The sequence below is a fragment of the Populibacterium corticicola genome, assembly GCF_042683685.1.
GTDB lineage: Bacteria > Actinomycetota > Actinomycetes > Actinomycetales > Cellulomonadaceae > Timonella > Timonella corticicola.
In genome coordinates this window covers 288,304-300,186 of the sequence record NZ_JBHUOP010000003.1, presented here as the reverse complement: position 1 = coordinate 300,186, position 11,883 = coordinate 288,304, and the positions used below count along the sequence as shown (strand labels likewise).

General features: G+C 61.6%; 14 protein-coding genes. 5 read left to right on the top strand and 9 right to left on the bottom strand.

The window, feature by feature from the left end; translation table 11 throughout:
• Positions 1-8: 8 nt before the first annotated feature.
• On the top strand, positions 9-1,136 hold the full coding sequence (locus ACFSYH_RS08220; protein WP_377466410.1) for an AAA family ATPase: 1,128 nt from the start codon (positions 9-11) through the stop codon (positions 1,134-1,136).
• Positions 1,137-1,252: 116 nt separating this feature from the next.
• On the opposite strand, the gene ACFSYH_RS08215 is transcribed toward ACFSYH_RS08220, so the two are convergent.
• Positions 1,253-1,672 carry a winged helix-turn-helix transcriptional regulator gene (locus ACFSYH_RS08215; RefSeq protein WP_377466408.1) on the bottom strand — a complete coding sequence of 140 codons (420 nt, stop codon included), beginning with the start codon at positions 1,670-1,672 and terminating at the stop codon, positions 1,253-1,255.
• Between the two features lie 111 nt (positions 1,673-1,783).
• Between ACFSYH_RS08215 and ACFSYH_RS08210 the strand changes: the two genes are divergently transcribed.
• Complete coding sequence (locus ACFSYH_RS08210; RefSeq protein WP_377466407.1) at positions 1,784-2,149, top strand: DoxX family protein; 366 nt, start codon at positions 1,784-1,786, stop codon at positions 2,147-2,149.
• Positions 2,150-2,333: 184 nt separating this feature from the next.
• On the opposite strand, the gene ACFSYH_RS08205 is transcribed toward ACFSYH_RS08210, so the two are convergent.
• From ACFSYH_RS08205 to ACFSYH_RS08195, 3 genes are all read right to left on the bottom strand, one after another.
• Positions 2,334-3,020, bottom strand: a complete 687-nt coding sequence (locus tag ACFSYH_RS08205) for a cation transporter (protein WP_377466406.1) — start codon at positions 3,018-3,020, stop codon at positions 2,334-2,336.
• A complete protein-coding gene (gene cmtR / locus ACFSYH_RS08200) occupies positions 3,017-3,385 on the bottom strand; it encodes a Cd(II)/Pb(II)-sensing metalloregulatory transcriptional regulator CmtR (protein WP_377466405.1) in 369 nt (122 codons plus the stop codon). Before cmtR ends, ACFSYH_RS08205 begins: the two co-directional genes overlap by 4 nt.
• 164 nt (positions 3,386-3,549) lie before the next feature.
• Positions 3,550-4,044: a hypothetical protein gene (locus tag ACFSYH_RS08195; RefSeq protein ID WP_377466404.1), complete on the bottom strand. Its 495-nt coding sequence runs from the start codon at positions 4,042-4,044 to the stop codon at positions 3,550-3,552.
• A gap of 78 nt (positions 4,045-4,122) precedes the next feature.
• Between ACFSYH_RS08195 and ACFSYH_RS08190 the strand changes: the two genes are divergently transcribed.
• The 3 genes from ACFSYH_RS08190 to ACFSYH_RS08180 all read left to right on the top strand — a co-directional run bounded on the left by ACFSYH_RS08190 (position 4,123) and on the right by ACFSYH_RS08180 (position 6,860).
• On the top strand, positions 4,123-4,995 hold the full coding sequence (locus tag ACFSYH_RS08190) for an EamA family transporter (RefSeq protein ID WP_377466403.1): 873 nt from the start codon (positions 4,123-4,125) through the stop codon (positions 4,993-4,995).
• A gap of 79 nt (positions 4,996-5,074) precedes the next feature.
• Positions 5,075-5,824 carry a hypothetical protein gene (locus ACFSYH_RS08185; protein WP_377466402.1) on the top strand — a complete coding sequence of 250 codons (750 nt, stop codon included), beginning with the start codon at positions 5,075-5,077 and terminating at the stop codon, positions 5,822-5,824.
• A 64-nt stretch (positions 5,825-5,888) separates the two neighbouring features.
• The gene (locus tag ACFSYH_RS08180) at positions 5,889-6,860 is read left to right on the top strand and encodes a hypothetical protein (RefSeq protein WP_377466401.1); all 972 of its coding nucleotides are present in this window, start codon (positions 5,889-5,891) and stop codon (positions 6,858-6,860) included.
• 15 nt (positions 6,861-6,875) lie between these two features.
• On the opposite strand, the gene ACFSYH_RS08175 is transcribed toward ACFSYH_RS08180, so the two are convergent.
• The 5 genes from ACFSYH_RS08175 to ACFSYH_RS08155 all read right to left on the bottom strand — a co-directional run bounded on the left by ACFSYH_RS08175 (position 6,876) and on the right by ACFSYH_RS08155 (position 11,840).
• A complete protein-coding gene (locus ACFSYH_RS08175) occupies positions 6,876-7,571 on the bottom strand; it encodes an alpha/beta fold hydrolase (RefSeq protein ID WP_377466400.1) in 696 nt (231 codons plus the stop codon).
• Entirely contained in the window at positions 7,571-9,307 is a 1,737-nt protein-coding gene (gene atzF, locus ACFSYH_RS08170) for an allophanate hydrolase (protein WP_377466399.1), read from the bottom strand. Before atzF ends, ACFSYH_RS08175 begins: the two co-directional genes overlap by 1 nt.
• 92 nt (positions 9,308-9,399) lie before the next feature.
• Positions 9,400-10,107, bottom strand: coding sequence for a biuret amidohydrolase (gene biuH, locus ACFSYH_RS08165; protein WP_377466398.1), 708 nt, complete (start codon positions 10,105-10,107; stop codon positions 9,400-9,402).
• 9 nt (positions 10,108-10,116) lie between these two features.
• Positions 10,117-10,701, bottom strand: a complete 585-nt coding sequence (locus ACFSYH_RS08160; RefSeq protein WP_377466397.1) for an isochorismatase family protein — start codon at positions 10,699-10,701, stop codon at positions 10,117-10,119.
• Between the two features lie 2 nt (positions 10,702-10,703).
• Positions 10,704-11,840: a BMP family ABC transporter substrate-binding protein gene (locus ACFSYH_RS08155; RefSeq protein WP_377466396.1), complete on the bottom strand. Its 1,137-nt coding sequence runs from the start codon at positions 11,838-11,840 to the stop codon at positions 10,704-10,706.
• Positions 11,841-11,883 lie beyond the last annotated feature (43 nt).

Below are 11,883 nucleotides of genomic sequence, written 5' to 3'. Positions count from 1 at the left end.
CTGCTGGCATGATTCGAACCCTTGCCGTGGAGAACTATCGGTCGCTACGAGAGGTCACTGTGGGCCTCGGGCAGTTGACCGTTGTGACCGGTGTGAATGGCAGTGGAAAATCGAATGTGTATAGAGCGCTCAGGCTGGTCGCGGATATTGTCCGGGACGGCGCGCTACAATCCCTCGTCGCTGAGGGTGGGCTGCGCAGCGCTTTATATGCGGGGCGGCGGGAACGCGGCAAAAGAGTCGCGTTGCGGCTCGGGTTCGCGACGGATGACTATTCCTACGCAATTGACCTTGGGTTGCCACAAACCCCGGCATTCGATGTTCCCGGCGGGGTGCTCCTGCTCGATCCAGAGGTCAAGAACGAGACCATCTGGCATGGAACAACATTGCGCCCGTCCGCGATAGTTGCGGAGCGCCGGTCGCTGGCCGTGAAGTATCGCGGCGCCGACGGTAAGTTGTCGGTACTGGATGCGAGGGTGCAAGAGAGCGAATCGATGCTGGCGATGCTCGCGTCGCCCACCGAGACCCCGGAACTGTTTGAGTTGCGCGAATCGGCTCGTCGGTGGCGGTTTTACGACAACCTGCGCACCGACTCGTCTGCTCCAGCGCGGCGTCCGGGGCCTGTGAGCTTCACTCCCGTCCTCAACCCGTCCGGCTCCAATTTCGCTGGCGCTCTGGCGACAGTCCTTGGGTCAGGCGATGGGCTGCGCCTGCAAGCGGCGATTGCTGATGCGTTCAACGGAGCCCACGCTGGGCTGGTCGGAGACGACTCCGGGATCGCGCGGGTCTGTCTGCACCAGCCGGGTCTCGAACGCCCCATCGGCGCAGCCGAACTATCTGACGGCACCCTGCGATTCCTGCTGCTGGCCACAGCGCTCCTAAGCCCACGCCCGCCCGAGTTGCTCGTGCTCAACGAACCCGAGGGCAGTCTCCATCCACGTCTGCTTCCTGCACTTGCGGGACTCATCCTGAGTGCCGCCAAACGTATGCAGGTTGTTGTCGTCACACACGCAGAGCCGCTGGTCGAGGCGCTCGCGAAAGGATCCACCCTCATAGAGCTTGAGAATGACGGATCCGAAACCTCAGTGCGAGGACAACTGCGTTTTGACGGGCCTGACTGGCGCTGGCCCAAACGCTGACTGCGTGTTCGGGTCTTCTTGCGTGGCCTCGAACTAGTCGTATCGTCTAGGCGGCGTAACTCCGGTTCGTCCTGTCAACGGGCGGATTGGCGGCACCCCGGACTGCCAGTGCGGGGTCAAACCTGTGAGTGAGCCGAATCGTAGGCCGCGCGAGCAGTCTCGATGCGTTCTCGATTCTCCACGGCCCACATGCCAAGCCCAATGGACAGTTCCATGAGTGTGCGCCCCAGGTCGGTTAGCTCATACTCGACCCGTGGCGGTACTTCCGCGTGGACCGTGCGGCTGAGCAGTCCATCGCGCTCAAGGTGGCGGAGCGTAAGGGTGAGCATACGCTGCGAGATCCCCGGGATGTGCCCCTGCAGTTCGGAGAACCGCAACCGACCGCCGCGCAGCGTGGCCACCACGAGCAGGGACCACTTGTCTCCGACCCGCGACAGTACCTCGCGGATCATCCGCCCCTCCTCGGCACCATGTTGCCCCTGGCAGGAGCCCTCGTATTCTGTGAGGGGAGCGCAGTCCTCATTCGCTGACGGCATCGAATGTCACCTACTTACTTCAATGTGCCTTTTGCAAGGCCTTCAAACCTGATGCACGATGGGGTTACTTACACATCGTAACCAACCCTACCTACAGTAATGGAGACATAGATGACGATCGCACTGTGGATCATCAACATCCTGCTTGCCGTCGCGTTCCTCGGCGCAGGCAGCATGAAGCTCGCACGGTCCAAAGAAGCCCTCGTTGCGGCTGGTATGGGCTATGCGGAGGACTTTTCGGCCGGGGCCGTCAAGGCTATCGGTGCCGCTGAGGTACTCGGGGCACTGGGACTGATCCTTCCCCTCGCAACCCACATCGCTCCCGTTCTTACCCCAATTGCGGCTGTAGGCCTCACCATCATCATGGTTGGCGCCGTCGTGGTGCACCGGAAGCGCACGGAAAGTGCCACCCCGGCTCTGGTGCTCGCAGTGCTCAGCGCCGTGAGCGCAGTCCTCGGGTTCCTGACACTCGCCTGATGTGAGCGTGTGGGGGATTACTTCTGTGTGCGCAAAAGGAATCGCACACCGAAGCAATTCCCTACACGTTCAGCGGCAGTGTGACTTCGCGGTCGAGATTGGCGACGATACGGCCTCTCCCACGCAACCAACCTCCCAGCGTTGATGCGCTGGGAGGTTGGAAGCGTCGCCAATCAGAGGTGGTTCAGTGCGAGCAGCACCCGTCATCACAGGTGAGAGATCCCTGATCTGTTGCGACAAGTCTGCTGACGGGAGCCGCACAGCAGGCATCGCCCCGCCATGCCTCGATGCCTTCACGCACCGCAACGGCGGCAATGACCAACGCGGCGACCGAATCCGCCCACGCCCACCCGAACAGTGAGTTGAGCAGCAGGCCAGCCAGCAGCGCCGCCGAGAGGTAGGTGCAGATCAGTGTCTGCTTTGAGTCGGCGATGGCTGAGGCGGAGCCAAGTTCCTGCCCGGTTCTACGCTCGAACCAACTCAGGAATGGCATCACCAGCAGGCTCAATGTCGCAAGGACGATGCCAATGGTTGAGTGTTCGGGGTCGCGGAATCCCGCGAGCGACAATACGGCCTCGATGGAAACGTAGGCGGCCAGTCCAAAGAAGGACACCGCGATGATCCGCAACGCGATCTTTTCACGAGACTTGGGGTTGGGCGAGGCGAATTGCCAGGCTACGGCGGCGGCGGAAAGAACCTCGACAATTGAGTCGAGACCGAAACCGATGAGCGCCGCCGAGGAGGCGGCGCCACCTGCTATGAGTGCGATCGTCGCTTCAATGACATTCCAGGTGATCGTGATGGCCACGATGATTCGGATGCGTCGTTGAAGTACTTGGGTGCGGGCCGAGGCCTTCTCAAGTATGGTCACCGTGCATCCTCCGCTTCACTGTTGCCGCAGCATCCGGGAATGGGGCAGGAGGGGTCGATGCATGGTTCGTTCTCATCCACGGCCAAGGTGACGTCGACGAGGGCCGAAAGTGCGGCAGCGAGGTGCGGGTCGGCGATCTCGTAACGGGTCTGGCGGCCCTCTGGTTCGGCTACGACGATGCCGCAGCCGCGTAGGCAGGCCAGATGGTTCGACACGTTTGTACGGGTGAGGTCCAGGTCTCGCGCCAGCTGAGCGGGGTAGCCTGGTCCGTCGAGGAGCTTGAGGAGAATCTGCGCCCGGGTGGGGTCGGACATCGCGCGCCCCAAGCGGTTCATCGCGTCGAGACGGGAAGTAATGGTCAGCATGTACTGACCATACATTGATCACTGTATAGTCAGCAAGGGCTGACCAATCTTTTGCGCAAAGGGTGGGATGTTCAACCCTCAGCAATGAGGCGTATAGGTTTTGTCTTGTGTGTGAGTGGTCTAGACACTAACGAACAAGACAAAACCTATACGCCTAAATGTAGTTAAGCGCCCGGAGGCGTGATCTGAGAACCATCAAAGTTGTCATCAAGCCCGCCGCGCGGTGTCTTCGGTGCGATCAGGCGGGGCGCAACATATAGATAACCAAACGCGAGCAACGCGAAGTCCGCTGCAACCAGCCCCAATATCACCGGCGTGGTCAAAGAGTTCAGAGCCAACAGAACCAGCACGATGAACCCCGTGCTGGAGAAGAACGCCGCCATGATCCACCGTGCCGTGGCCTCGTTGGCCGCAGGAGCCGCGAATCTCTGAGCAAACAGCGCGCCAAACCCGCCAACGACGCCGACCACACCACCGAGTGCAGCGCACACCAGGATGGAGAAGACTGCGAACGTCACGTGATCCGATCCCGCACGCATGGACCACCAGACCGACATGCCGATCCCAAGAACCATGCCAACCAAAGACAAGATCAGTCCGGCCTTCAAAATGGTGAGGACATCGTTGCCTGGGCGAAGGTGCGAGAACTGGTTTTCCATGCGGCCCATTGTGCCACGCGCACATGAGGACAACGGGGTACGTACCGGGCGCACCACTGCAGGGCAGACAATAGAGGTATGAACCCAATCGACAGCCGATCCCACATGACCACGGGTGTCTCACTGATGTTCCTGGCCATGATCTGCCAGGAGGTTGGCGCGTCGATCGCGGTCCTCGTGTTTCCGCAGGTTGGTCCTATCGGCGCGGTGGCACTACGGTTGGCGTTCTCCGCACTGGTTCTGGGAGTGATTGCCCGACCAACGCTGCGCGGTTTGACCCGTGGAAACTGGTGCACGGTCGTCGGGTTCGGGCTGGCGCTCGCGGCTATGAACACGAGTTTCTATCTTGCGCTGGAGCGTATTCCGTTGGGCATCACGGTCACGATCGAGGTCCTTGGCCCGATGATCCTCTCGATAGTCTTGGCGCGCCGCTGGTTGAACACCCTGTGGGTGGCGTGCGCGTTTGGTGGGGTGGTGTTGCTGTCGCATGGACCGCTGCGACTTGACCCGCTGGGCGTCATGTTCGCGCTGATTGCGGCGCTCATGTGGGCGTTCTACATTCTGGGTGCGCGGCGCGCTGGTCGCGAGTTTGAAGGGCTGTCCGGCCTGGCGCTCGCGATGGCCGTGGGCAGCGTGGCGGTTGTGCCGTTCGCCGCAGCGACGACGGGGGCGGTGCTCATCGCACCGCATATCCTCGCGATTGGGCTGGGTATTGCGCTGTTGTCCTCCGCGATTCCCTATGCTCTTGAGCTTCTTGCTTTGCGACGAGTCCCCGCCTCCACCTTCTCTGTCCTGCTCGCATTCGCTCCGGTCGTGGCCGCGCTCGCCGGCTGGCTGGTACTGGGACAGGCGCTCACGCTCGTGCAGTGGTCCGGGGTGATTCTGGTTGTGGCCGCATGTATTGGGGCGATCCGTATGACGACTCGTTCCGCTCGCTTAGATGCGCGCTGAAATATGGGCGACAACCAGCACATAGACTGCGTAGGATCAGTACATATCCACGCAATCTTTTCGTGTGAAACGAGCGAACATGGCAAACGACAAGTTCTTCATCAATCAGCCGGACTACATTACGCACAGTCCAACGGCTGAGCCTTCCGTTTCATATGAGGGTGCTTCTCGCGGGAACGCTGCGCCTGGGGACGACGCTGCGGCAGTCCATGCGCAGCCTGTGGCGGCTGCACAACAGACACAGCAGCACGCACCACACCAAACGCCGCAGCCAGTTCCCGCTCACAATGCGCACCTTCCGAAGGACAGCGCGGCGTCACCTTCCGCGAACCGGCCACAGCAGCCTCGCGTCAGTTACGCCCAGGGCAACTCTGCCAATGGTCAGCAAAACTATGCTGAGGAACTGCCCGAGGATTATTTTGTGGGCCGTAGTTACTCATTCGGTGACAAGCCGATGCAGAAGGAGGAGACGAGCGCCGCCGGCGTTATCAAGGTCATCGGCATGATTGTGTTCGTTCTGTTTTTCTTGGGCGTGGCAAGCCGAGTCCTCTCTGGGTTTGGCGAGGTCTCCAACAACTTCTCCCCGTTCTTCGATGATGGCGGTTTCCTGCCGGGGAGCACCGTGTACTTCGAAGAGGATGATTTCCCGCCGGGCGTTGAACTGCCTGAAGGCGCAGTCATCCTAGACGACGGTGAATACTCGGAAGAGTACTTCGATGATGAGAGTGGCGAGAGCTCAGACCACGACGAATACCTAGATGATGACAACCCCTTTGGGGGCGGGCCGTACAGCATTGATGAGACGACGCTGTTTGGCTTTGGGTTCTAGAGCGTGAGGTCTCGTGGCTGACAGGTTCTTCATTCGACCGCTTGAACACGTAACGCAGAATTCGGTGACTCCACCACCAACCACGGATGTCTCCACCGACGAGGCTCCCGAGTACACCACAACCCGGCAAAACTCGTCAACAACCACCTATACCTCGCTGGGCGCTGGCACGAGCGCGAGCACGGTAACGCGTTCGACCGTCCAGAAGAACCCAGCCGCGCAGACTGCCACGTTCACTGGGATAGTACTGGGCTTCTTGATCCCTATTGCCGTTGCCGCGGTGGTGTTCATAGGGATCATGTCGCTTGCGGTCGACCAGACGGAGGTAACCTCCGAGTTCACTACCCCCGGAATCGAAGAGTTTTGGGACGCCGGTGACGAGGAGTATGGAGAATACGAGGAACCCGACGAATACCGCTTTGAGGTAGATCCCGACGAGGTTTACACGGACAGTTGGCGCTATCAACGGGTGCGGGAGATGGGATTTTCCGAGCCGTATATCTGGTTGGACGACCTCAAGGAACTAGACGAGCAACTTCCCGAGTTTGATTTCACACCACTCATCAGGGCCTTCCAACTCCAGATCGAACAGGTCGGGTTTGACTTCCCCATCACCGAGAACGGTCTAGCACTCGCGCTGGAAAGTGGTGTGCTTGACGCAGAACCGGACTATCAGCAGATCGCATCATTTACTGAAGAACGTGGCTGGTTCAACCAAGATGGTGGTGGTGCAGGGTTCGCGCTACTTGCTTCCGGAGAGTTCGAGCAGGGTCTGGGCGAGCAAGAGATTGCTGAGCTCTTCACCGCCCGGCTGCTGGATCCTGGCATTCCGCGTGACCGTTACTTTGAGAACTACATGGTGGTTGAGGACGGCAAAGTGAAGCCGTACCACGCAGAGGGCATCATTGACGAGATCCAGACCCATATTTCCGGTGAAGATGCGTGGAATGAGATCGCGACGACCGTGGCTGCTCGGGCGTTGCGAGCCGCAGATGAACTTGACTACCAACTCTATTTGCTGGAACAGGGCGAATAGCCGCCACTGTGCTCATCAAGCCCGTGGAGGCACCTGGCTTCCGGTGACAGCCAGATACTGTTCGAATACGGCCCGGGCAAAATCTTGGGCATGATCCAGGTGCACGGCATGCTTACCGGGAATCATGCTGCGAGGAACACCGTAGGTCTCACTCAAACGGGTCACGGAGGAGTGTCGCAGAGTGGGTGAATCGGTTCCGGTGGTGAGCAGCACGGCGTCGGGGACGCGCAGGGCTGTGGGTTCGAATCGTGAAAACATCGCAAACTCTAGGGCGACTCCGGCATCATCGATGCTGGCCAGCGCCGGGGTCCAACTCTCTGAGTACAGGGCCTTCCCAAAACCAGCGAGTCCTTGAGCCGACAGCGCCTGCGCCACGTGGGAGAGTAACCCGGGGGCGAGCGATCCTGCGGCAGGTTCATGCAAGATCCCACCGACCGGTATGGCAGGAGCGTTGCTGCGATATCTGCTGCTCAGGAGTTCCCAGCCGAGGGTTGCCCCGCCAGAGACCCCCACGATGAAGGCTCCGCTCGCCGCGCTGCTCAGGGCATCGATCTCTTCATCCCAGTCACCGTGCTGCGGACGTTTCGGGGCACGGAGTTCCGGTGTGGGTAGTCCCTGGGCGTTGAACAGTCCGAACAGCGCACTGACCACGCCGGTCCATACGGTGGGGCCGGTCGCAGCGCCGTGAATGAACAGGATGGGAGTGCGCATCAGCGGACCGGGGAAAAACTCGTGTATTCGGCCCAGCCGCTGAAGTCGGAGATGTTCTGAGCGGAGTCTAGGGCGTGCGGTTCACACAGGAACCCGAGCACCTGACGGCCATCGGACAACTCGACCTGGCCCACACACATCGGCCGGGCCAAATCCCCAAGAAACTCGGCGAGGCGAGCTACCGGTATCGCCCATTCTTCCCCGATGAACGAGGTTCCTGATCCGGTGTTGCGTACGAGGCCGGGCTTTGGCGGAACGGTGTCGAGCGTGTAGAGCGAGTAGGTGGCGGCGGTGGTGACTTCGCCGAGGAGCCGTGCGCCGCGTGAGGTCAGTTGGTGGTTGAGCGGTTGCCCGGTCAGGTGTGCGCCGAACACCGCAATGGAGGCGTTTTCGGGGAGCCATGTCGAGGGATGGCCCGTCGCCCCGCCTGAACTGGAGGGACGACCCGTGCACACGTGCTGTACGTGGAGCGCGAGGTCCAACAGCGCACGATCCGCGAATGCGGGACCGATGAGCGTGACCCCTACTGGCGCGATTCCGGGAACGGCCATGGCGGAGAGATCGAGCAGGTTCACGAAGTTGGTGTAGGTACCCACCCAACTGTTCACGGCAACCGGATCGGCCCGCACCTCGGCTACGGATGGGTGGCCCGGAGCCGTGGGGAGGATCAGGGCGTCGATCTCGGACCAGACTTCGCCGAGCAAGGCGCGGACCCGAGCGAGCTCAAACTGGTTGTTTGCCAACTCGACGGCGCTCTTGCCTTCCCCTGTCCGCACGATACCGGCCACCGTGGGATCGACGGTGTGTGGTTCGCGATCAAGCAGGGTGCCGAAGGCCGCAGTACGTTCGGCGATCAATGCGCCGTCATACAGGAGCTTCGCCGCACCGAGGAGCGGAGTAATATCTACCTCGACCACGCGCATTCCCGCATCGGTCAGGGCCGCAACGCTGCTCTCGAACGCGCTGCGCCAACTTGCGGACATCGGCTCCAACGCTTGAGAGGTGGGCACCCCGTATACGGGAGCCGCGGGAGCGGCAAGCGGGGCACGGCTGTCCCAGCGACGGCTACGTGGATCGGCCGGATCAGGGTGCGCGATCTGTGCGAGGACCAACTCGGCGGTGCTCAGATCAGCAGCGAAAACGGTGACCGCATCGTAACTTGGAGAAGCCGGCACCACCCCGCTGGTGGAGACGAGGCCGAGGGTTGGCTTGATGCCCACAATCGCGTTGAAGGCTGCGGGGACGCGCCCACTTCCGGCGGTGTCCGTACCCAGCGCGGCATCCACAATGCCCTGAGCCACGGCTACGGCTGATCCGGAACTCGACCCACCTGAGACCAGTTCGGGATCGAGGACCGACACCGGAATCCCATACGGGCTGCGCACCCCGACCAGACCGGTCGCGAACTGGTCCATGTTGGTCTTCCCTAAGATCACGGCTCCCGCAGCCCGCAGCAGCTGCACGCTCGTGGCGTCCTGGTCTGGCGTATAGGAGGCACCCGGTGACGCGCAGGTTGTGGGCATCCCCGCAACGTCGATATTGTCCTTGACCGCGATGACCATCCCGGCAAGCGGCAGGTCCTCACCGTCGGCCACAGCCGCATCAACCTGAGTGGCGGCCTGCATGAGCTCAGAATGCTCGGCCACGTGAATCCACGCATTGCGCTGCCCGAACTGATCAAGATCCGCGAGCGCGCGGGTGATTCGATCGGTTGCTGAACTGGGAGTCTGGGTCATCGGAACATCCTTGGGTGCGAACGTATGTCAACAGTTAGCGGTTGTGCTGCCCCATGTGTTTGGAGCAGCACAACCCAGGGGAGGGAAGAAAGTTAGTGGGTGTGTGCGAGCGAGGCGAGAACGGACTGGGAATCCGAGACTGCTCCGAACACTCCGCCCTGCATTGTGACCATGCGGAGCGCGGCCACGTGGTTGTCGTGGTCGGTGGCTCCGGTGCAGTCGGACAGGATGAGGCATTCGTAGCCGCGGTCGTTGGCCTCGCGCATCGTGGTGTGCACGCACACGTCGGTTGTGATTCCGGTCAGGATGATGTTGGTGATCCCGTGGGAACGCAGCACCAGGTCGAGATCGGTTGCGTAGAACGCGCCCTTGCCTGGCTTGTCGATGATGATCTCGCCGTCGAGGGGCGCGACCTCGGGCACGATGTTCCAGCCTGCCTCGCCGCGCACAAGGATGCGTCCGCACGGTCCGGTTGATCCAATGCCCGCTCCGATCTGCTCGGAACGCCACTTCTTGTTGGCTGGGAGGTCGGACAGGTCGGGTCGGTGGCCTTCGCGGGTGTGGATGATGGTCAGGCCCGCCTTGCGTGCGGCCTCAAGCACCTTGGCGGTCGGTCCGAGTCCGGCCCGGGTCAGGCCGATGTCGTATCCCATCGAGTCGACGTAGCCGCCCGGCCCGCAGAAGTCGACCTGCCAGTCGATCAACAAAAGCGCGGTGCGTTCGGGATCGATCCGGCCATCGAATGGCCACACGTACGGCTGGGCGTCGACGGGCGGGTAGGTGGTCACGGTTTCAGTCATGGTGCGGTCCTAACGTGAGAAGTGGGTTGTGAGCAGCGCGGTCACGTGCGTGCTTGAGTCGATGGCCCCGAAGATGCCGCCGGACATTTCGACGCAGGACAGCGAACCGGTGCGTAGGTCCGGGTCGTATGACACGCACAGGTCCTGCACGATCAGGCACTCATAGCCCCGGTCGTTCGCGGAACGCAGGGTCGAGTGCACGGTGGTCTCCAGCCACGTTCCGGCAAGCAACAGTTGGTCGCGTCCCTGCGCTCGCAGGTACGAGTCGAGTCGCGATTCATAGAATCCGTCGATCTGTGGGGCCGCAATCCACCCTTCGGGTGTTGGTTGCCCATCGGTTTGACACATCAGATTGACGACGATCCCGCCAGTCTCGCGGACAACTCCGGCGAGGGCTTCGGTGGCCTGCGCCTCGCGGCTGGCCGCCCCCGAAGGGGCGGCCAGACCGGACGTCACCACGCCGGAGCCCGTGGGTGACTGGTCAAGGTGACTGCTCGTCGGCAATGAGGAGACGATAAGCAGTGCGAGACGGGATGGATCAAGGTGACCATCCCACGGCCACGCATACGGTGAAGAGGAGGACAGAACGGTCATGATCAGTTGGACGGCAGCGAACCGACGATGCCCTCAACCAGGCAGTTGAAGCCGTTGACGTCAGCGTAGGTGGCCGAGTGGCCCTCGGCCACGAGCACCGAACCATCCTGGCAGTAGATAGGACCAGCGAACACGGACTCGGTGCCGTCCTTGAGGCCCTGCAGGCCGTCCTCGATCTTGGCCTTGGTCTCATCGCTCACCGACGGACCGAACTCAGCCAAGGTCATGGTCGAGTTGTTGTCCGCGAGCGAACCGAGCCAGTTGTCGTTGTACTGCGAGCCAGCGAACTCGCCCGCCTGGACGGTTGTGACGATGTCCTCAAAGACCGGAGCCCAGTTCCACGAGGAGCCAGTCAGCCACGCCTCACCTGCAATGTCGGAGGCATCGTGGTGGTAGCCAACCACCTTCGCACCCGCCTGGACGGCGCTCTGAATCACCGTGGACTGGCAGTCCTGGTGCTGAGAGAGCACGTCGACGCCCTGCGAAACCAGCGCGGACACGGCATCCTGCTGCTTGACCGGGTCACACCAGTCGGAGGTGTTGATGAGGTAGGTCTCCACGTCAGGGTTGGTCTTCTGCGCGCCCAGGTGGAATGCATTCACGTTACCGATGGTCTGGCTGATCGGGAACGCGTAGATGAAGCCGAGCTTGTTGGACTCGGTTGCGTCGCCAGCCGCGATGCCACCCAAACCGAACAGTTCGTACGGGTAGGACCAGTAGGTTCCGAAGTTCTCAGGAAACTCCTCTTCCCACAGGCCACCCTGGTGCAAGACCGTGACCTCGGGGTTCGCCTTGGCGAAGTCGGCCGCGTAACTCATGTAGCCGTAGCTCGTGGCGAAGATGACCTCAGCGCCCTGATCCACCATGGACTGCATGGTGTCGGTGACGGAGTTGTTCTCCGGGATCTGATCGGCGGTCAACACGGTCACGCCGTCGACCTTGTCGAGTTCCTCCGCGGCTACCGCGACGGCCTCGTTGTAGCCCGCATCCTTCACGGAGCCGACCATGACAACACCCACGGTGATGTCGTCGGCACCATTGGGCGTGGACCCGTCGGATGCGTTGCCGTCGTCCGAACAGGCAGTGAGGGCCAACAGGCCGGTGGTTGCGAGAAGAGCGATCGGGGCGAGCTTCTTCATTTCGGTGCCTTCTTTCAGTGTTGTTCCCCAGTACGGGTATGGG